The 19,493-nt window shown below is 58.9% G+C and carries 15 protein-coding genes, 1 pseudogene and 1 riboswitch; of the genes and pseudogenes, 6 read left to right on the top strand and 10 right to left on the bottom strand.

Going from position 1 to position 19,493, the window contains the following annotated elements:
- Positions 1-32: 32 nt before the first annotated feature.
- The 3 genes from ACQ4N7_RS03905 to ACQ4N7_RS03895 all read right to left on the bottom strand — a co-directional run bounded on the left by ACQ4N7_RS03905 (position 33) and on the right by ACQ4N7_RS03895 (position 3,565).
- Positions 33-479, bottom strand: a complete 447-nt coding sequence (locus ACQ4N7_RS03905; RefSeq protein ID WP_430710313.1) for a MarR family winged helix-turn-helix transcriptional regulator — start codon at positions 477-479, stop codon at positions 33-35.
- A gap of 35 nt (positions 480-514) precedes the next feature.
- A complete protein-coding gene (locus ACQ4N7_RS03900) occupies positions 515-2,038 on the bottom strand; it encodes a carotenoid oxygenase family protein (protein ID WP_430710312.1) in 1,524 nt (507 codons plus the stop codon).
- 108 nt (positions 2,039-2,146) lie between these two features.
- On the bottom strand, positions 2,147-3,565 hold the full coding sequence (locus ACQ4N7_RS03895) for a folate/biopterin family MFS transporter (RefSeq protein ID WP_430710311.1): 1,419 nt from the start codon (positions 3,563-3,565) through the stop codon (positions 2,147-2,149).
- A 669-nt stretch (positions 3,566-4,234) separates the two neighbouring features.
- Between ACQ4N7_RS03895 and ACQ4N7_RS03890 the strand changes: the two are divergent.
- Positions 4,235-5,041, top strand: a pseudogene (locus tag ACQ4N7_RS03890) (substrate-binding domain-containing protein); the annotation flags it as partial.
- 693 nt (positions 5,042-5,734) lie between these two features.
- Complete coding sequence (locus ACQ4N7_RS03885) at positions 5,735-6,961, top strand: DUF4912 domain-containing protein (protein WP_430710341.1); 1,227 nt, start codon at positions 5,735-5,737, stop codon at positions 6,959-6,961.
- Positions 6,962-7,081: 120 nt separating this feature from the next.
- On the opposite strand, the gene hydA is transcribed toward ACQ4N7_RS03885, so the two are convergent.
- Both hydA and ACQ4N7_RS03875 read right to left on the bottom strand, forming a co-directional pair.
- Positions 7,082-8,497: a dihydropyrimidinase gene (gene hydA, locus ACQ4N7_RS03880; protein ID WP_430710310.1), complete on the bottom strand. Its 1,416-nt coding sequence runs from the start codon at positions 8,495-8,497 to the stop codon at positions 7,082-7,084.
- Positions 8,498-8,631: 134 nt separating this feature from the next.
- Positions 8,632-8,880 carry a hypothetical protein gene (locus ACQ4N7_RS03875; protein WP_430710309.1) on the bottom strand — a complete coding sequence of 83 codons (249 nt, stop codon included), beginning with the start codon at positions 8,878-8,880 and terminating at the stop codon, positions 8,632-8,634.
- Positions 8,881-9,080: 200 nt separating this feature from the next.
- A riboswitch (Glutamine riboswitch) is annotated at positions 9,081-9,171 on the top strand.
- 31 nt (positions 9,172-9,202) lie between these two features.
- On the opposite strand from ACQ4N7_RS03875, the gene ACQ4N7_RS03870 reads away from it, so the two are divergent.
- Complete coding sequence (locus ACQ4N7_RS03870; RefSeq protein ID WP_430710308.1) at positions 9,203-9,712, top strand: DUF4278 domain-containing protein; 510 nt, start codon at positions 9,203-9,205, stop codon at positions 9,710-9,712.
- Here ACQ4N7_RS03870 and ACQ4N7_RS03865 read toward each other — a convergent pair.
- The 4 genes from ACQ4N7_RS03865 to ACQ4N7_RS03850 form a co-directional block, all read right to left on the bottom strand.
- Positions 9,709-10,446, bottom strand: coding sequence for a lipoyl protein ligase domain-containing protein (locus ACQ4N7_RS03865; RefSeq protein WP_430710340.1), 738 nt, complete (start codon positions 10,444-10,446; stop codon positions 9,709-9,711). The two genes, ACQ4N7_RS03870 and ACQ4N7_RS03865, sit on opposite strands and share 4 nt — an antisense overlap.
- Positions 10,447-10,496: 50 nt before the next feature.
- Positions 10,497-11,408, bottom strand: a complete 912-nt coding sequence (gene lipA / locus ACQ4N7_RS03860; protein ID WP_430710307.1) for a lipoyl synthase — start codon at positions 11,406-11,408, stop codon at positions 10,497-10,499.
- Between the two features lie 92 nt (positions 11,409-11,500).
- On the bottom strand, positions 11,501-11,866 hold the full coding sequence (folB, locus tag ACQ4N7_RS03855) for a dihydroneopterin aldolase (RefSeq protein ID WP_430710306.1): 366 nt from the start codon (positions 11,864-11,866) through the stop codon (positions 11,501-11,503).
- Between the two features lie 21 nt (positions 11,867-11,887).
- Positions 11,888-13,063 (bottom strand): RNA polymerase sigma factor, RpoD/SigA family, encoded by a 1,176-nt coding sequence (locus ACQ4N7_RS03850; RefSeq protein WP_430710305.1) that lies wholly within the window; start codon positions 13,061-13,063, stop codon positions 11,888-11,890.
- Positions 13,064-13,582: 519 nt separating this feature from the next.
- Between ACQ4N7_RS03850 and priA the strand changes: the two genes are divergently transcribed.
- Positions 13,583-16,210 (top strand): primosomal protein N', encoded by a 2,628-nt coding sequence (priA, locus tag ACQ4N7_RS03845; protein WP_430710304.1) that lies wholly within the window; start codon positions 13,583-13,585, stop codon positions 16,208-16,210.
- Between the two features lie 593 nt (positions 16,211-16,803).
- Positions 16,804-17,679, top strand: a complete 876-nt coding sequence (locus tag ACQ4N7_RS03840; protein ID WP_430710303.1) for a type III pantothenate kinase — start codon at positions 16,804-16,806, stop codon at positions 17,677-17,679.
- 5 nt (positions 17,680-17,684) lie between these two features.
- Here the strand turns inward: ACQ4N7_RS03840 and ACQ4N7_RS03835 are convergent, their stop codons facing one another.
- Positions 17,685-18,533 carry a M48 family metallopeptidase gene (locus tag ACQ4N7_RS03835; RefSeq protein ID WP_430710302.1) on the bottom strand — a complete coding sequence of 283 codons (849 nt, stop codon included), beginning with the start codon at positions 18,531-18,533 and terminating at the stop codon, positions 17,685-17,687.
- Between the two features lie 255 nt (positions 18,534-18,788).
- On the opposite strand from ACQ4N7_RS03835, the gene ACQ4N7_RS03830 reads away from it, so the two are divergent.
- Positions 18,789-19,322 carry a DUF4330 domain-containing protein gene (locus ACQ4N7_RS03830; RefSeq protein ID WP_430710301.1) on the top strand — a complete coding sequence of 178 codons (534 nt, stop codon included), beginning with the start codon at positions 18,789-18,791 and terminating at the stop codon, positions 19,320-19,322.
- Positions 19,323-19,493 lie beyond the last annotated feature (171 nt).

Raw genomic sequence — 19,493 nt, 5'->3', positions numbered from 1 at the left:
CAGCTGAATACATTGGCCGACACCAGCTGCCCTTAAAAGGCCTGGCGCAGACGGGCCAGCAGATCCCGCAGGGTTTCCAGTTCTGCCGGAGTTAGTTGCTCAAAACGTTCCTTGACATGGGCGATATGGGCAGGAAACACCTGCTCAAACACCGCTTGCCCGGCGGTTGTCAGCTGCACCACAACGCTGCGACGGTTGTCGGCGGGGGTTTCGCGCTGCACCAGCTGCTTCTGCACCAGGCGATCGACTACCCCGGTTAGCGTGCCCTTGGTAATCAGGGTTTTTTCGCCAATGTCGCCCATGGTCATGCCCTGGGTATTGCCCAGGGTGGCGATCACATCAAACTGGGCGGGGGTGAGGTTAAACTGCCGCACATGGGCGTCAGAAGAGGCCGAAAACGCCTGGTACGTGCGGGCCAGCTCCCGCATAACCGGAATAAATGGCTCCTGAGCCGCCTGAACGGATGAAGCAGAGGGCATAGGCACCAGCCCGTATAGTTCTAGTTAGATTAATTCTAACCTTGAGCTTCCTGGGAGCCCGCCTCTGGCCCAAAGTACTGGCTCACAAAACTGCCGTGCAGGCCGTAGGGCACATGGTGGGGCAGCTTTAAGCGAGCCACGGGGCCAGCGGTGATATCCTTGCCCTCTAAAATGACCAGGTCAGAGCACTGGCGCTCAGCGTTATACATCAGCACCAGCACCCAGCCGTCGTCTTCACCCTGGCCCTGGGGGCGGGGTACAAATAAGGGCTCACCCATAAACCCGCGTGGGGCAGCGCTCCACACCTGGGTTTCGCCTGTGTGGGTGTCGAGCTTGAGCAGGGCCTGCAGCGGGGCGTTGCCCTCGGGCGCGTGGGCGGTGCCGATAAATAGATAGCGGTAGGGCCGCCCCAGGTAGTCGGGGTGCAGCGTGGGAAACTCCACACAGCGTGTCACCTGTTTGCTGACCGCAGCTGTGCCCGCCTCTACATCAAGGCTAAAGCGCCACAGTTCTCCCGCAGGTACGCTGTCAAAGTCGACGTCGCGGAAATCGCTGCTGCCGTCCAGGGACGGGAAACTGCCGTAACAAACAGAGTCGATGACGATCTGACCCTCTTGTTCAAAGGCGTTGGCGTGGTGAAACACAAAGCAGGGGTCCGTTTCGATCACCTGCATGGGGTCGCCATTGCGGGGAACAATCAAAATTTTGGTCGGCTCTTTGGGGTTAAAGCTAATGCATTCTGCCGCGCCCTTAAACCCCAGCAAAAAGGGAATTGGGCCAAAACTGACGGGGTTTTGGAAAAAGATGGCGTAGTTGGGGGTGAGGGCAAAGTCGTGAATGAAGGCAAAGCCAGGAATTGAGTGGCTGTGCTGGCTAAGGGCATTGCCCTCGGCGTCGATTTCGTAGAGCGTAATCTTGCTAGACAGCCCAGTTTTAAGTGAAAAGCCTACCAGTCGCTGGTCGCCGTGGTGGCCAGGATCGATTTTGGGATGGGCGGTAAAGGAGCCGCCGGGGGCAATCAGCCCGTTCAGGTAGTCTAGCCCCAGGGTTTCTAGGGTAGCGGGGTCCAAACGGTGGGGTTCAGCCGCTTCCCACAGGGCCAGCAGCTTGTCGGCCCAGTAGACGATGTGGGTGTTGGCGATGTTTTTGAGGTTGAGGTCAAAGGCGTTGGCCAAGGGGCCGCCGGGCTTTTGGGTGCCAAACACGCCGCGATACAGGGGCTTATCAGCCTGCTGCTCGGCTACATAGCCCTCGGTGCGCACAAAGCGGTTGCGAAAAAAAGCTTTCCCATCCCGAATGGCAAGGCTGCTGATCATACCGTCCCCATCGAAGGGATGCTTGACGGAGTAGCCGTGGACATCGAGCAGGCCGGGGCCGTTGCGAAACAAAGTGCCCTCGAGATCTGCCGGAATCTGGCCCTCAATGTCGGTGACCCAGTAGCTGTACTCGTTGGGTTGAGAGCGATAGCCGCTGCTCCAGTCTTCGACGGAAAAGGCGGCGTCAGATCCGGCCTCAGCGGCGGTCATGGTAGGAGAGTTGATGATGGGGTAGGTAGGCATCTCGATTGGTAAAGATAAGAGAAGGATCACTAAAGACAGGGTGCATAGCCCCAGGCGGTGGTGCCATCCGTCGGCCTGCCTGTTTCAGGCGCGATCGCTGGCCCTGAGTTAATCGGGGTCACCCACGGCAACGGGGTGCTCAGCTGAGACAGCGGCAAAAAGAGTGGTTGAAACCACAGAGGTTTCAGCCGGAGGCAGCTCTTCGGCGTGACTGTCGCCAACGCTCTGCGACGATGACGAGGGCAGCAGAAACAGCAGCGGCAGGGGCAGCAGGGTGGTGAGGTTGGTGATTAACACCAGCTCCCACAGGTGGTCAAAGTTGGTTTCGGTGACGCTGAGCCAGTGGGTGAGCACCGCCCCCAGCTCGTGGGAGAGCAGCCCGGCTAAATTCACCACCGACATTAGCAGGGCAAACAGGGTGGCCTCGACGCCGGGGGGGCACAGGCGGGCCGATAGCACCAGCACCGGCATAAAGGCGATTTCGCCCATGACGGTGAGCACCAGGCTGTCGCCCAGGCTAAACCACTCATCGCCAATGCCCAGGGTGCGGTTGACGTGGGTAACCAGCAGCAGCATGCTCATGCCCAGCAGGCTAGAGAGCACCGTTGACCAGGCAAAAATGGTGCGAAAGGGCACCGTGCGCAGAAACCGTTGAAACACCCAGATGCCCAGCAGGGACGCCAGACTGGTCACCAGCCGCACCCGGCCCAAAAACTCAGGCTGAAAGCCCAGGTCATTAGTGGTAAAGAAAAAGAAGGCGGCATCGGCGGTGGGGGTAGCCTGCCACAGAAATAGAAACAGGGCGGGCATCCAAATCGCTCGCTGCCGAATGGCCTGCCACAGCTGCTTAACCTGGTTGCCCACCACCGTCCAGCTGGGCGAATCGACTGGGTCTTCGGTGATAAGCACCGCAACGAGGGAGACAACCAGCGGAAAGGTAGCCGTAATGCCAAACACGGCGCGAGTGCTGATGTGCTGAAGCAGCGCCCCGCCCAGGTAGGCGGTAAGCACGCCCCCCACCGCTGAGGTGCCCCAGGCCAGCGATTGCAGGGTGCCAGCGTTGCCGAGCGATTCGCCGCGGGCGCGTTCTACGACTAAAGAGTCGACGATGACATCGCTGACGGCGACCGACAGAGAGCTGAGGGTGATGGCCGCGATCGCAGCCCAGCCCGACTGCACCACCGTAGCCAGCGCCAGCCACGCCCCGGCCCCTAAGATCCCTGACAAAATCAGGTAGGGTCGCCGTCGATAGCCAAACACGGGCAGCCCATCCGACAGGAGGCCAAATACGGGCTTGATAGTCCAGGGCAGCGTGGCAATACCGCTGAGGGCAGCTACCTCTGTCGGGGTTAGCCCCAGATCATCCTTAAGAAAAAAGCTCACGGCCAGCCGGGCCAGGCCCAAAATGCCCTGCACAAAGTACACCAGCAAAATGGCGGCCAGTTCTGACGTCAGGGGCTGGCCCAGGAGAATGCGATTCTCCACAAAGCCTTTGATGCCGCTGGTTGAGGAGGAGGAAGCCGTCATGAATAAATCAGTCTTGCTAAGTATTTGGTCTTGCTGTTTGGTCTTTAGGTAGTCGGTCTTTGATCTAAGCGCTCTCGGATTTGTTAAGAAATGTCAATGGTTCTCCCATGATAACCCGCTGGCTGAAGTAGGGGAGGGGCGGACCTGCCGGGTTGGTCTATCGAGGGGTAGAAGCCCCTGGGATGAAAAGCCTTGCGCACAGAGCGATTAGCCCGTCTTTCGCTGCGGTTGAGAAACTCTGCCATCGGATCAATGGCGCAGATCGAGGGTGCGAATTGAAGTCTGCCTGTGCAGGTCGGTCGGGCAAACCTTGATCGGGCTAATTTCTAAGGTTGGGGAGGCTGTGCTCTGGCATAGGTGGCAACGATGACTCACCTGTGTCTTTTAAACAAACGACGAAATGGCTGAGAGCCCCAAGTCGGTTTTAAAGCGGCAGAATGGCCTGTTTTTGCAGAAAAATTTGGCCATTTAGGAGCAGAATGGCTCCTAGCTGCCTGTAGGGTTTTTTTGTTGACTCCCCTAGCGAATCCTGCAATAGTTGAGCGTAATTCTTGGGTACGCACCAATCTGGGGTAATCAACGGGTTTTGCGAGTTAGCATACTCCTGTTTTGCCTGTGGACTTGGTATATTTGCCTAGCCTTCAGTTCTTTGCCTCCCCCGTCACGACGATGCAGTATTCAGTCAAGCTTTTCGTTGCTCTACTGTTTGCCCTTAGTCCGGCAGCCCATCCTGCCCTGAGAGATTTTGCCCTGGCTCAGGTTACCCAGGCTCCAGAGTTTTCGCTACCTGAGACTGTGCCTTCAGGGACTACCCTGTCAATCCAGAGTTCCCCTAACCTGGGTTTTGCGGCCGAGGCGCTCAAGCAGGAATTTGAGGCGGCCTACGCGGGTACTGAGGTCGGGGTAGAGGTGACCAACAGCGATGAGGCGATCGCGGCCCTCATCGACGGCGATGTTGACCTGGCGGCGATCGGGCGTCCGCTTACGGATGAAGAGCAGGCACAGGACTTGAATACCGTGGCCCTGGAACGGGCCAAAATCGCGGTTATCATTGGCCCCGACAACCCCTTCGACGGCAATCTCACCTTTGAGCAGTTTGCCGGTATGTTTCGCGGCGAAATTACTGACTGGTCAGAGGTTGGCGGTGAGCCCGGCCCGATTCGGTTTGTCGATCGCCCCGAAGACAGCGACACCCGCCGATCGCTCAGCCAGTACGAAGTCTTTCGCGGTGCTCCCTTTGAGGCCGGACCCACTACCGAAACGGTTGCCGAAGACGACACCGCCGATGTGATTCAGGCGTTGAGTAATGACGGCATTAGCTATGCGATCGCGCCCCATGTCATCGATCAGCCAGCGGTCGCCATCGTGCCCATGCACCAGACCCTGCCCGACGACCCGCGCTACCCCTACTCTCAGCCTCGCTATTTTGTCTATCGCGGTGAGCCTAGCCCTGCGGTAGCGGCCTTTTTGGGCTACGCGACTTCCCCAGCCGGTCTAGCTGCGTTTACGGCGGCTCAGGTGGCCGAAGTTGGGGAGGTTACTGAGGGCGTAGTAGCCCCAGAAGACCCTGTAGCAGAAGAAACGCCAGCGGTGGCGACCGCCGATGCCGACCCAGAGGCGGCGGCTCCAGCCCCGACCGCAACCGATCCGGCGGTAGCCGACAACGACGGCGGGTTTGCCTGGTGGTGGCTGCTGCTGCCCCTGGCCGCCCTGGGCGGGTTGGCCTGGTTACTCGGTCGCAGCAGAGGCGGTATGTCTCCTGATGCTGAGACAGCTGTTATTCCTCCCCCCGGTGCCGGACCGATCGACCCCCCTCCCACCGCCGAACATCCCGTTCCCCCCGCTGTTGAGCCAACTGTGGCGGCGACCCCTGCTGTGCCGCCGCTGCTGATCGATGAGCCAGTGGCCGCCGCTATGCCCGCACCCCCCGCGCCTGAACCCCCTGCGCCCGACCCCGTCGTGCCTGAACCCCCTGCGCCCGACCCTGTAATCCCGGCACCGGTGGTGCCCGAACCGCCTGCGCCGGAACCCACGGTGCCCGAGCCTACGGTGCCGGAACCCGTATTGCTTGCCCCAGAGCCGGAGATTGTTACGGTAGAAGAGGTGCCACCGTCCGCCGACCCTGTGGCAGAACCACCTGCGCCTCAGCCAGAGGTGAACCCGGTTGTGATGGGGATGGCTGGGCTGGCGGCGGGGGCGGCAGCGTCTTTGGCCAGTACCGAAGACCAGTCGGCGATCGAAGCCAGCAAGTTTAACGTGGTGGGTCGCCCTGCCGAAGGCGATCTCGATCTCTCGACCATTGATGACGGTCTGCCGCCGCTGCCCGATGGCTACGGCGAGAGCCGCATTGTACTCATGCCCCGCGACCCGCAGTGGGCCTACGCCTACTGGGATACGCCCCACACCCACAAAGAAGACCTGCGCTACCAGGGGGGCGAACACCTGGCCCTGCGCCTGTACGATGTCACCGGCATTAACCTCGACCACCAGGCCCCCCACAGCATGCAGCAGTTTGGCTGCGACGAGATGGCGCGGGAATGGTATATGCAGATTCCGGTCAGCGATCGCGACTACCAGGTCGAAATCGGCTACCTGACGGGCGATGGCCGCTGGCTGGTGTTGGCCCGTTCAAACACCGTTCGCATTCCCCCCGTCTACCCCTCCGACTGGACAGAAGAGCACTTCCTCACCGTTACCTGGGAAGAAAACCTGCGCGGCAAGACGATCATGACCCTGATCGATCCGCGATGGCCCGGTGCAGAGGCCGGGCTGCATGAGCAGCTCTACGCCCTGGCCCACCCTGGCGAAGCCCTGCGAATCGACGGTTCTCTGTTTGGCTCTATGCAGCATGTGGCTGGGTCAATGGTACCGCCCATCAGCTCCTATACTTTTGCCTCTGGGGCGGGTCTGGGGGCAGCGGCGATGCTGCCAGGGCCGACCATGTCTGGGGTGTCGGGCTTTACCCTATCGGGCTTCCCTGGGCCGATGGCCGAGTTCCCTGGCCTCAGCATGTCAGGTATTTCTGGGTTAACGATGTCGGGTGTGGCGGGGCTCACTATGTCTGGGGCTGGTTTCTCGGCCTCGGCTCCGCCGATCCGACCCCGCAAGTTTTGGCTGGTGGCCGATGCTGAGCTAATCGTCTACGGCGCGACGGAACCTGATGCCACGGTGACGATTGGGGGTACGCCAATTCAGCTGAGTGAAGATGGTACCTTCCGCTTCCAGACATCCTTCCAGGATGGCACGATTGAGTATCCGATCATGGCGGTAGCTGCTGACGGGGAGCAGAGCCGCAATATTCACATGACCTTTGAGCGCCAAACCCCCGATCGCCGCACCAACACCAAAGACGAAGCTCAGGAAGAGTGGCCAGGTGGTGAGTGGCCAAAGGGTTAAGTGTGGGTTTCGGTTTCGACTGCGCTCCGGCTTCGACTCCGCTCAGCCTGCGGAGTCGAAGCCGGAGCGCAGTCGTTCACGAAGTGTCTCTCGAAGGGAGAAAACCCGATCGCCAAGCTGCTACAGTACCCGCCCCGATGCCCTTCGCGGCAGGTATTCGCCCATGCCAGCTTCGCCCAGCCACTCATTCCCATCTACAATACATTGGCCGCGCAAAAACACCTTCTTTACCCGGCCCGTTACCTCGCGCCCCTCAAACAGCGAGTAATCCACCAGCGAGTGGTGGGTGCTGGCGCTGAGGGTGTGAGTTTCGTTGGGGTCAAACAGCACCAGGTCGGCGTCGCTGCCGACGGCGGTCGTGCCCTTGCGCGGAAACAGGCCAAACATTTTGGCCGGGGCCGTAGCGGTCAGCTGCACAAAGCGGTTGAGGTTGATGCGCCCCGCTCTCACCCCGCCATCGTAGAGCAGGGTGAGGCGCAGCTCTACCCCCGGCGCACCATTGGGGATGCGGTTGAAGTTATCCCGCCCAAACTGCTTTGACTTCAAAATTCCCAGCGGATTCTCGTTCATGCAGAAGGGGCAGTGGTCGGTAGCCACCAGCTGCAAATCGTCGAACCGCAGGCCGCGCCAGAGGGCGTGCTGGCAGTCGTGGTCGCGCAGAGGCGGCGTCATCACCGCCTTGGCGGCTTCAAAGCCAGGGGCGTCGTACTCCGACTCGTCCAAAAATAGGTAGTGGGGGCAGGTTTCGGCAAAGGCATGGATGCCGCGATCGCGCGCTTCTACCACCGCCTCCAGGGCTTCTTTGGCCGACAGGTGCACAATGTACACCGGCACCTCCGCTAGCTCTGCAATCCGAATCACCCGGTGGGCCGCTTCCCCTTCCATCAGCCGGGGCCGGGTGAGCTGGTGGTACTTGGGCGAGGTATTGCCCTGCTCCAGCGCTTCTTCAATCAGCGCCTGAATTACGACTCCGTTCTCGGCGTGCAGGTTAACCATGCCGCCATGATCGCCCGTGCGCCGCATTGTCTTAAAAATAGCCGCGTCATCGACCATCAGCACGCCGGGGTAAGCCATGTAGAGCTTGAAGCTAGAAACCCCGTCGTTGTTGATCAGATCTGGTAGCTCTGCCAGAGAGCCAGGATTGACGTCGGTAAGAATAACATGGAAGGCGTAGTCAACGCAGCACTGCGGTTCTGCCGCCGCCAAGCGCCTATCCAGCGCGGCCTTGGGGCTGTCGTTGTGGAATTGCTGAGCAAAGTCAATGATCGTGGTGGTGCCGCCAAAGGCTGCTGACCGCGTGCCCGTTTCAAACGTGTCGCAGGTGTAGACATCATTGCCCATGGGGGTTTCCATGTGTACGTGGGCATCAATGCCACCGGGCAATACGAGCAGCCCGGTGGCATCATGGCGATCGGCATTCTCTACCGAAAGCTGGCGGCCAATGGCCTCTATGCGGCCATCCTGCACCAGAATGTCGCCCACGTAATCGTCTACGGCGGTGACAATGCGACCACCCTGAATCAGTACCGAAGTCATAGCAAGCCCCTAGAAACGGCTGAGCGAAGCGGCTGGCCAAGTTGGCCGGGTTGCAGCAGTCCTTTGGGGGGGAGCGCAACGTTGCTATGACTATAGTTAGAGGTCTGGCGCTTGCCTATTAAATAAATGTGCAGCTAGTTGCGATAGTGCAGCTCTTCCAGCCAGGTGCGCAGTTCGTCGGCCGAGGCGTGGTCAATCGCCATTTGAGTAATCGGATCGTAGGCATTCCACAGCGTTTGGCCTGCGGCATCGGCAGATTTCCAGACCTTAGGTTCTGTCGTAGCGTCCAGATGGGTCAGCAAAGTCTCCCAAGCGGCTTTGAGTTGCGTAGCCAGCCTGTGCCTGGGGCTGAAACCGTGAATCGGCCAATAGCTAGTATTCATAATAGATCTCCTGTTGCGTTATAGGTGCTTTTCGTCCACAACAATAAGATAAGATTCTGTAGCAAAAAATACAAAAACTTTCTGTCATGGCTGACATGAACAACTTTCATGAAGTCATTGCTGGGTTTTGCCCTCTGTGTAGAATTGTCAAAAGCTGAGGTTCTCGCTAAACCGTAGCGTATTATACAGATGTAAAGTTAATCGTTCATCTCGCTGCCTGTTGATTAAGTGCATGCCCCTCAGCACTCTGGCAAGGAGACGGAAGTAGGGACACTCCCGAAGGAACGCGCCTCACTACGCATCGCTTCTAGGAGGCGACATTATGAAACTCACCTATCGCGGTATCAGCTACGACGCTACGCCTAACCCCGCTCCTAAACTGGGCAAAACCATTGATACAGGAACCTATCGCGGTGCGACCGTGGTATTTAAGGCCCTGGCCGAAATTCCTGCCCAGCCTGCTGCTGACCTGACCTGGCGCGGGGTGCCCTATCGTACCGGTGTGGCTGCGCCTGTCGCCCCCGCCGCTCCGATCGAAATCCCTGCTGTTGCAGCTAGCCTGGCTACCCCAGCGGTTGTTACCGAAACCGTAGTCATTACCGAAACTGTCGTTAGCAGTACGCCCATGACGACTAATATTCCTGATTTGGCCAGAAACCTCTTTATCCGTCGGCATCAGCGCAGCCGTCGGCGCGAACAGGGCATGATGGTGCGACTAGCCGCTGAAGTCGGTATTCCTGTAGAAGACGCGGCCCACTACGAAAGCCATATTCAGGGCAAGATGCCCCACGATTTCGCTGGATACGATCGCGGCTCAGCAGCCATGAGCTAGCGTCGAGACGATACGGCAGATGGCCCGGAGCACTGGCACTCCGGGCCATTTTTTTGGGCTAGGGCATAGATGTCGATCCACTCGCGATCGCTGAGCGGTTGGGCCATGAGCTGAGCATTAAAACAGTCTGCGGCGGTCTGGGTGAACGATGCGATCGCCTGAGCTAGGGTTAGCCCATGCTGCATGGCTAGCTGAGCCTGGTTGGGCAGCGGCCCCGGCGTTAGAAACACCTGCTGCCACAGCTCTGGGTCGGGAGCGAGACTTATAGATCCATGCTGTAACAGGTAGGCACCGCGCCGCAGCTGGGCGCTGCCAATGACTTTGTGACCTTGAGAATCGACTAGATCGGCGCTGGTAGCCAGGGCAAAGCAGTTGGATGAACGACTGTAGTCGCGATCGGGTTGACCAAACTCTAGCGATATGCCCAGCTTGGCCCAACCCGCAATCAAAAATTGACAGAGGAAGCGATAGACCTGACTGCGGCTACCCTCAACATTCGAGGTGATCACGGCATAGGTCAGATCGCCCTGGTGCAGCACCCCTCGCCCGCCGGTTGGTCGCTGCACCAGATCCACAGGCTGCCCCTGCCAGCTCAGGTTGCGCCAGTGGTCAGGAATATGCCGCCGCTGGCTGACACCCAGCGAAATCGCCGCCGGGCTCCAGGTGTAGAACCGCAGGGTGGGCGGATGACCGTGGTGCTGATGCTGGTCGAGCAGCCAGGTATCAATCGCCATCTGCACCGCTCCGGGCGCTGCTAATGGCGGAATCAGCCGCCAGGGCTGGCTCACGGTGCCTCCCCGGCGTGGTACGAGCTGCGCACCAGAGGGCCAGAGCGCACGTGCTCAAAACCCAGTTCGCGAGCAATGTCGCCCAGCCGCTCAAATTCTGCCGGCGTCCAGTAGCGATCGACCGGGCGGTGATCGAGGGAGGGGCGCATGTACTGGCCAATGGTGAGGCGATCGCACCCCACCGCCCGCAAATCTTGCATGGCTTCAACCAGCTCGGCCTCGGTTTCGCCGTGTCCCACCATCAGCCCCGACTTGGTAGGAGTGCTGGGGTCAAATTTTTTTACTAAAGAAAGCACGCGGAGGGAGCGATCGTACTTAGCCCCCCGTCGTACGGGGTCTTGCAGCCGCCGCACGGTTTCAAGGTTGTGGTTGTAGCAGGCAGGTTTAGCGGCCACTACGGTTCGAACGCGATCGGCCTGTCCAGCATCGCGGGTCGGCCCGCCCCAAAAGTCGGGGGTCAACAGCTCTATTTCAGTATCAGGGCTGCTGGCTCGGATTTTGTCCATGACTCGAACGAACCAGCTGGCCCCGTGATCGGGTAAATCGTCCCGCGCTACTGAGGTCAGCACCACGTAGCGCAGACCCAGCAGCCGCACCGACTCAGCCACTTTCTCGGGTTCGTGGGGGTCGAGGGTCATCGGCGCATGGCCTTTTTCGACCTGGCAAAATGAGCAGGCGCGGGTGCATACCGACCCCATCAGCAAAAAGGTGGCGGTGCGGTTGGCGTAGCATTCGCCCCGGTTGGGGCAGCGGCCCTCTTCGCAAATGGTGTGAATCTGCCGTTCTTTGACGATGCGCTGCACCGCCGAAATTTCGCTGGCGGTGCCAATGGGGCGGCGCAGCCAGTCGGGCATGCGCTCTAGCTCGGCCCTAAGCTGCTGACGCAAATTGGTTGCAGAAGAAGTCATGAACCACCGTAGGGTGGGCACTGCCCACCAAATTCTTGGCTACCAACAGAATGAAATTATTCTGCGAACTCAAGGCAAACAACCGTTTGCCCCTACTGAATTCTATCGCGGCTAATCTCGACTGCGACCTGGCCCGTGTAGTCAGGAATGGGTGGGGTGAGCTTGGTTACTTTGACGGTAACTCGCTGGAGACGGGAGTCGGAGTCTAGGGCTGAGGTTGCGATCGCCCCCGCCAGTCGCTCAATTAGCGCAAATTTGGCCTCACGAATGATCTGCTGGGTGCTGTTGATCACGGTGCGGTAGTCGTGGGTGTCGGCGAGGCGATCGCTCTGGGTCGCCGCCGTCAGATCTAAATACAGAGTAATATCGGCCTGAAACCACTGGCCCAGCACATTTTCTTCGGGCAGTGCCCCCGTGTAGCCGTAGGCGCGAATGTTAGTGAGGTGTATGGCATCCATAGGGCAAACAACCGTTTGCCCCTACTTGAGCCAGCCCTTGAGGCGGGCCGCTACCTGGGGCCGCCGCAGCTTGCGCATAGCCTTGGTTTGAATTTGGCGCACCCGCTCTCGCGACAGGTTGAAAATGCCGCCCACTTCTTCTAGGGTGTGGGTTTCGCCGGTCGCTAGGCCATAGCGCAGGGTAATAATGTCTTTTTCGCGTTCGGTCAGCACCTCGCCCAGCACGCTGGTAATTTCCTGGCGCATCATGTTTTCGCTGATTTTAGACTCCGGCGTTTGGGTGCTGCTGTCTTCGAGCAGCTCCATGAGCTCGGTGTCTTCGCCCTTGCCAACGCGGTGGTTGAGCGAGAGCGATCGCCTGCGCACCTGCTGCAAACTTCTCAGCTGATCGACCGTTACATCGAGGGCATCGGCCAGCTCTTGCTCGCTGGGGTTGCGCTGCAAATCGCGGCGCAGATCGCGGTGGGCTTTCTTGAGCTTGTTCAGCTTTTCCACAATGTGGATCGGCAGACGAATGGTGCGGGCATCGTTGGCGATCGTGCGAGTAATGCCCTGACGAATCCACCAGTAGGCGTAGGTCGAAAACTTGTAGCCCTTATCGGGATCAAATTTTTCGGTGGCCCGGTTCAGACCCAGCGCCCCCTCCTGGATCAGATCGAGAAAAGGGACCCCACGGTTTAAATAACGCTTGGCGATCGAGACCACGAGCCGCAGATTAGATCGAATCATTCTGCGCTTGGCCGTTCTGCCCTCGTGCAGCTTTTGGGTAAACTCAGCCTCGCTGATCTTTAATTTCTCCACCAGTTCTTGCCGACTGGGTTTACGCCCCAACTCTTTCTGAAGTTTTTCGCTGGCTGTTTCGACCTTAGACAGGAACCGCACCTGCCGGGCCAGCTCAATTTCTTCGCTGGGTTTTAGCAGCGGATAGCGGGCCATCTCTTTAAAGAAAGCGCCGACGGCATCATCAGTCAGAGTCTTGCTATAGCCCGACAGCCCCATTTCTGACATCGCCTCTGACTGAGAAAACTTAGCCAGCACCTCCCGATCTTCGTCCCAGGCGGTGAGGTCAGGGGCGATTTGGCTATCCGCAGCGGAGACTTTTTCAGCCATCCGATTCAGGTCGGTGTCGAACCCATCTATAGATTCGTCGGGCCAAGCAATAGAACTGTCTCTGTCAGAGTTATATGTAGTAGTCATGGGGTAAATAGAACTGTATACCTACAGGTCGAAGCATGCAGATTTGGGGCATGTATATTCGGGTTGCTCTGCCGACGGCAACCTCTTACAAAACGCTTGATCCCGGAGTTGGATCTTGGACTTATTTTGTGAGTCCACAATACGGATATTTTCGTGAATTCCAAGGCAATGTAACATTTCTTTGGCAACTTGCGTAGTGTAGCAGTCAAATCAAAAAACGGACTAAAAATACAAGGAAAACTCTGACGGATTTTTGCTATCCTCAGATACTTTGCCTAGGCCTTGATCGCAGTCTAGGAATAATCGCTTACGTCCTTCGGTTCCAGCCGGTTGCTGTTGGCGACGGCAAAACTCTCTGCTTCTTTTTTTGTTAGGCCGCCGGGTTAGGTTTTCCACAGGGTGGAAAAGTTTTCCACAGAAAAAATGCTGTGGAAAACCTGTGGGTTTCGAGCGGTCAAACCATCAACCGCCTGCGCTGGCTCTTACACTGGCAGAGGTGACATACATGGTGTAGCAAGCGTGGGTCTTGGTGAGAGCAACCCCCAACCGCAGTGGGTTAATGTCTTGGTGGACTACGGCGGTCAGCCCGCAGAGTATACCTATGCGGTGCCTCTTCACCTTTCGGTGCAGGTGGGCGACATTCTAACAGTGCCCTTTCGCCACCAGAGCATTGGAGCGATCGCGCTTTCTCTCTCCACTACCCCACCTGCCAACCTGGTACCCGCTCAAATTCGCCCCGTAGAAGGCGTGGTCGAACAGCGGTTTTTTGCTCCCGCCTACTGGGCGCTGCTACAGCGGGTGGCCCACCACTACCAGGTGCCGCTTATGCAGGTGCTCAAGACGGCGCTGCCGCCGGGGCTGCTGGCCAAGTCGCAGCGAAGATTGCGGTTACGGCGCGATCGCCCCACCAATCCCCTATCTAATCCCCTGGCGTCAGGGCTGAAGGATCTATTAGATGATTTGCAGCGATCGCCCACGGGCGACTACACCTGGCCCTACCTGCAGCGGCGCGGACACAGCTATCGGGCCATGCAGCAGCTAATTCAGCTGGGCTGGGCCGAATCGTACCTGGCCCCACCCCAGCCGCCCCAGGCCAAACAGCGCCAGGCCGTAACCCTGGTGTGCGGCGACACCCTACCTCCCGATCTAACCCCTCGGCAGCAAGAAATTGTGGCTACCCTGCGTCGTCAGGGCGGCGATCTGTGGCTCAGCGATGCGCTGCAGCTGTGTCAAACCACCAGCCCCACCCTCAAGCGCTTAGCCCAGGCAGGCTGTCTGGTGATCGAGCCCCGCGAGCAGCTGCGGGCTGAAGTAGGGCCAGCGCTTGCGCCCGACCAGCCCAAGCCGCTCACCCCCCTTCAAGCTCAGGCCCTCGATCCCATTAATAAATGTCGGCAGGGAGGGCAATTTTTGCTGCACGGCGTCACCGGGTCGGGCAAAACGGAGGTGTATTTGCAGGCGATCGCCCCTCGTCTGGCCGCTGGGCAATCGGCCCTGGTGCTGGTGCCCGAAATTGGCCTCACCCCCCAGCTCACCGATCGCTTTCGCCGCCGCTTTGGGGCGCAGGTTTTGGTCTACCACAGCGGCCTGGCCGATGGCGAACGCTACGACACCTGGCGGCAGAGCCTCAACCCCCCCAAACCGCTGGTGATTGTGGGCACCCGTTCCGCTATTTTTATGCCCCTGCCCAGTCTGGGGCTGATCATTCTCGACGAAGAGCACGACAGCAGCTACAAACAAGACGTACCTCCCTGCTACCACGCCCGCACCGTAGCCCGCTGGCGCGCCGAACTAGAAAACTGCCCCCTGGTGCTCGGTTCCGCCACCCCCTCCCTCGATACCTGGGTGCAGTGCCGCGGCCTCGGCGATACATCTCAAACAACCGCGATCGCCAACGACAGCGTAGGGTGGGCACTGCCCACCATCCCCTCTCACCAAGCTGATTCTCCCCTCGCCTCAACGTCCCTAGCCCCTCCAAGTTCCCCCAACTCAGAGCATCTGGCTCCCCCACTCCCCATCCCCCCATCCCCCCACTCCCTCCCTCCCGACTCCCTCCCCTGGACCTACCTCTCGCTACCCGAGCGAGTACAGGCCCAGCCCCTGCCCACGGTCAACGTGGTCGATATGCGCGACGAGCTGCAGGAGGGCAACCGCAGCATTCTCAGCCGATCGCTGCAAGCGGCCCTCACCGCCATGAAAGCCGAGGGCAACCAGGGGTTGCTGTTCATCCATCGGCGCGGTCACAGCAGTTTTGTCTCGTGCCGCAGCTGTGGCCACGTGATGATGTGCCCCCACTGCGACGTATCGCTGTCGTACCATCAGCCTGGAGCCAACAGCGCCATGACCCTGCGCTGCCACTACTGCGGCTTTAGCCAGGGCCACCCCAAGCACTGCCCCGCCTGCAGTTCGCCCTACCTGAAGCACTTTGGTAGCGGTACCCAGCGGGTGGTCAACGCCCTGGCCGAAACTTTTCCCGAGCTGAGCTGCATTCGGTTTGACAGCGACACCACACGCACCAAAGGGTCTCACCGCGCCCTGCTCACCCGCTTTGCTGCCGGGGAGGCCGACCTGCTGGTGGGTACCCAAATGCTGACCAAAGGCATTGATCTCCCCCAGGTCACCCTGGTCGGCATTATCGCCGCCGATGGTCTCTTATATATGAATGACTACTGGGCCAGCGAACGCGCATTGCAAATGCTGATTCAGGTGGCAGGCCGGGCGGGGCGAGGTACCCAACCAGGCCAGGTCTTTTTGCAGACCTACACCCCCGACCACCCGGTTATTGAAGCCGTGACCCGGCACGCCTACGAGGGGTTTATCGCCGCAGAATGGGCGCAGCGGCAGATGTTGCAGTACCCTCCCGCCGGGCAAATGATTCTGCTGCGGCTGAGCAGCACTGACCCCAAAGCAGTGCAGGAAACGGCTGAAATCCTGGCGCGGCAACTGGCCCAGTGCCTAAACGACTCCCCCTACCAAATGCTAGGTCCAGCCCCCGCTCCTATACCGCGGGTGGCGCGTCGGTATCGGTGGCATCTGCTGGTTAAAGGGCCGCTAGAGCACCCTCTGCCGAACCTACAGGATCTGAAGCCGTACTGCCCGGCATCGGTGAGCCTCACCATTGACGTCGATCCGCTCAATTTGGCTTAGTGTGTGGGCATGAGGGATCCAGTTAACTATTTTTTGCGAGAAATGTTGTTAACATTGCTAACCCCTGTAACAGCCGGTAACAAGAGGTCAATGGCCTTCCCACTGCTCTCTGGCTGTGATAGTTTAGATACATAGAGAACAACTGAATAACTCGCCAGCCCAAATCGGTTTTAACGCCCTGATTAGCTGGTGCTCTCGTTAGCAACAAACCCCAAAACGCTTTACAACAACCCTCCCAGAGGTGGTCATGCTTGACCTTCCCTATCCTAACTGTCGGTCAGACAACGGGTTGTGAAAAGTAACTGTAGTTTAGAGAGTTCGCCCATTCTGTTGAATTCTTTGTTCATTCAAGAGGTGTTTAACTCGGTTAAGCAGCCTATTCCAGCCACGGCAATCCTAATTTTGTCTGGCACATGCACCGCAAAAGACTTAACGGAGAGTGGCCACGATGGTCACTCTTCAGTTGTTTAAAGGGCTAAGGCGCGATCGCCCCATCTCGACCCAAGTTTCTTGTTTATAAAACGTGCAAAACCCAAGAATATTAGATTCTAATTTAAGTAATCATCCCCTGCTCGCGTTCCTGAAATCTGGCAATGAGTTCGGGTAACCAGGTGCTGTGGCTGGCTTTAATTATTGGCAATAGTCGCTGGCACTGGGGCGCTTTTGAAAGCGATGATTCGGGCCTGGCTCCAAGGGGCGATGGTTCAGAACCCGCCCTGAGGGGCGAACGCTGGTTGGGAAGCTGGCATACAGCTCCCCTGTCTGAGGCCCAGGTGCAAACGCTACAGCGGCATCACTTCGCCCCTAGCGCCTGGTCGCAGCTCGACCCTCCAATCACCCTGTCGCCTGCTTTACTCAAGGGAGCCGCGGTCTGGCCAGATTCTCCTGAGCTATGGCTGGCTTCGGTGGTCAGGGCTCCGGTGATTTGGATGGCTGACTATGCGGCGCTGTATCAGGTCATCCTGGCTGAAGTGCCGCTAAACAATACCTACCCCACCCTAGGGGTCGATCGCGCCCTGGCGCTGGTGGGGGCAGGGGACGTTTGGGGCTGGCCGGTGCTGGTGATTGACTGCGGCACGGCGCTGACCTTCACCGCTGGCGTAGATCAGCGCCTGATTGGGGGCGCAATTTTGCCGGGGCTGCGATCGCAGTTTCGCGCCCTCCATGCCCACACCGACCAACTGCCAGCGCTCGAACTGGACCTCAGCCAGTGGCCCCAGCGCTGGGCTACCGATACCGCCGGGGCGATCGCCAGCGGCATTCTACATACTCAGCTGGCGGGCATTTGCGACTTTATTGCCGCCTGGCGAGCCGACTGGCCCGCTGGGGCCGTGGTGCTAACCGGGGGCGACGGTGCGGCTATTTACGGGGCAATCGCAAAACAAAACCCAGGTCTGGCTCAAGGAATCAACCACGATCCAGACCTGGGTTTTTGGGGGCTGAGGGTCTGCCGTCGGCAGGGGCGCTGAAGCCGCTACAGACCTCTGATGCGGTTTTTGTAGGCGTTGGCATCGGTACCGACACCGTTGTTGGCGTAGGTGCCTGCGCTGTTCATGCTTTGCAGATTGCTCACTCGGTTGCCGGGGTTGGGGTGGGTGCTGAGAAATTCGGCTGAAGATCCCCCTTCCAGCTTTTGCATAAAGCTAATAAACCCGCGAGTGTCATAACCCGCCCGGCCCAGGTTGTTAAACCCACGGCGATCGGCGTCGTACTCGGCTTCGCGGCTGTTGGGCAGCTGTAGGGCCAGCTGTACCCCTATATTGACCAGGGCATCTTGCCGCACCTCCAAGGCACCGGCAACACCGCTGGCCAGGGCCTGCTGCCGCATTTGGTTGATGGCGTGCCGCCCGGTAATATGGCCAATTTCGTGGGCCATCACCCCGGCCAGTTCGGCCTCGTTAGCGGCCTCCTTGATTAGCCCAGTCTGCACGTAGACAAAGCCGCCAGCGGTGGCAAAGGCGTTAACGCTGTCGTCGTCTACCACCTGAAAGGTGTAGGGCAGGTTGGGGCGATCGCTGTTCGCCGCCAGGCGCTGGCCAATTTCGTTGATATAGGCATTAATGCTGGAGTTGCGGTTATAAATTCGCACTCCCTGGGCCTTGAGCTGGCGGTCAATCTGGGTGCCCAGGTTAACTTCATCCTGCTCAGACATATTGCCCAGCTGAACATAGCGAATGCCCTGAAAGATCAGGTCAAACAGGCCAGCGTGGGAAGGGGTAGGCGTGGCGAGCCCAATGGTGATGGCCATCAGGGTTGCCATCAGGCCATACAGGCCACGGCGCAGGAAAGAATGTTTCTTTAAGTAGGTGAGAGGAGAGAGCATAGAAGCGCCTCACGTGCTGCTGAGGGTCATGACTATTTCCATCTTGCCCCGCCCGGCCTACCGCCGCCACAGTCAGTGGCCAATAATAAATTTGGCCCCGTTGCCCAGCGGGAAGTTCACCTAGATCTGGTCTGCCGCGCCTGAAGCGATCGCTGGCGGATGGCCGCAAAAGAGCCCGCCTGTGCTTCAATGGTATCGATCATTCCGCTGTTCTCAACATACCTATCCTTTCCCTCCATTGAGGGCACCTCAGCTATGACCCTACTTGACGCTAAAGGTCGCCTGTTCGGCAAAGTCAGCATTTTAGATGTGGCGGCAGCGCTAATTATTTTGATGGTGCTGTTTGGCATTTTTCTCTACCCCGGCACCTCAGGGTCGGTGGCGCAGGTAGGGGCGACCACCAAGCCGGTCGAAGTGGACGTGATGGTGCGAGGGCTCACCTCCTCTGACCCTGAGCGTTTATTTGAGACCATCAAAAACTCAGAAACCACCAACATCATTATTCGCAACCAGCCCTACGGCCAGGTCAAAGTCAAAGATGCTCGCCTGCTGCCCCGCAGTACGGCGGTGCCCCAGCCCGATGGCACGGTCGTCGCGCTGCCCGACCCGCGCCCAGAGCTGAACTACACCCTCGATATGCTGATTACCCTTGAGGACGATGCTCAAATTACCAGTACTGGGCCGGTATTTGGCAACAGCAAAGTCAAAGTGGGCACCCAGATTGAGCTAGATGGCGACCTCTACAACTTCAACACCAGCGCCGTCGATGTGCGGGTGCTAGAAGATTAGGCCAGTATCAGCTATTCCAAGTCGCTCAAGCCGCCTGCCAAACTTGACTGAGTTGGGCAGGCGGTTTCTTTTATGACCAAAGACCAGCCGTTTGGGGCGATCGCCCCTGCTTCTCATCCAGCGAGAGCGCCAGCGAGAACTGACCGAGCCTTTAGAATCAGCCCTTTAGAG

Origin of the sequence: Nodosilinea sp. AN01ver1, from assembly GCF_050565655.1 — a bacterium.
Taxonomy (GTDB): Bacteria; Cyanobacteriota; Cyanobacteriia; order Phormidesmidales; family Phormidesmidaceae; genus Nodosilinea.
The sequence above is the reverse complement of the archived record's forward strand: the minus strand, read 5'-3'. Positions and strand labels throughout refer to the sequence as shown.

What these genes read in the sequence shown, in the direction of transcription:
- ACQ4N7_RS03905 (WP_430710313.1), bottom strand. Translation starts at nt 479, where the DNA reads ATGCCCTCTGCTTCATCCGTTCAGGCGGCTCAGGAGCCATTTATTCCG.
- ACQ4N7_RS03900 (WP_430710312.1), bottom strand. Translation starts at nt 2,038, where the DNA reads ATGCCTACCTACCCCATCATCAACTCTCCTACCATGACCGCCGCTGAG.
- ACQ4N7_RS03895 (WP_430710311.1), bottom strand. Translation starts at nt 3,565, where the DNA reads ATGACGGCTTCCTCCTCCTCAACCAGCGGCATCAAAGGCTTTGTGGAG.
- ACQ4N7_RS03885 (WP_430710341.1), top strand. Translation starts at nt 5,735, where the DNA reads ATGGGGATGGCTGGGCTGGCGGCGGGGGCGGCAGCGTCTTTGGCCAGT.
- hydA (WP_430710310.1), bottom strand. Translation starts at nt 8,497, where the DNA reads ATGACTTCGGTACTGATTCAGGGTGGTCGCATTGTCACCGCCGTAGAC.
- ACQ4N7_RS03875 (WP_430710309.1), bottom strand. Translation starts at nt 8,880, where the DNA reads ATGAATACTAGCTATTGGCCGATTCACGGTTTCAGCCCCAGGCACAGG.
- ACQ4N7_RS03870 (WP_430710308.1), top strand. Translation starts at nt 9,203, where the DNA reads ATGAAACTCACCTATCGCGGTATCAGCTACGACGCTACGCCTAACCCC.
- ACQ4N7_RS03865 (WP_430710340.1), bottom strand. Translation starts at nt 10,446, where the DNA reads ATGGCGATTGATACCTGGCTGCTCGACCAGCATCAGCACCACGGTCAT.
- lipA (WP_430710307.1), bottom strand. Translation starts at nt 11,408, where the DNA reads ATGACTTCTTCTGCAACCAATTTGCGTCAGCAGCTTAGGGCCGAGCTA.
- folB (WP_430710306.1), bottom strand. Translation starts at nt 11,866, where the DNA reads ATGGATGCCATACACCTCACTAACATTCGCGCCTACGGCTACACGGGG.
- ACQ4N7_RS03850 (WP_430710305.1), bottom strand. Translation starts at nt 13,063, where the DNA reads ATGACTACTACATATAACTCTGACAGAGACAGTTCTATTGCTTGGCCC.
- ACQ4N7_RS03840 (WP_430710303.1), top strand. Translation starts at nt 16,804, where the DNA reads ATGAGTTCGGGTAACCAGGTGCTGTGGCTGGCTTTAATTATTGGCAAT.
- ACQ4N7_RS03835 (WP_430710302.1), bottom strand. Translation starts at nt 18,533, where the DNA reads ATGCTCTCTCCTCTCACCTACTTAAAGAAACATTCTTTCCTGCGCCGT.
- ACQ4N7_RS03830 (WP_430710301.1), top strand. Translation starts at nt 18,789, where the DNA reads ATGACCCTACTTGACGCTAAAGGTCGCCTGTTCGGCAAAGTCAGCATT.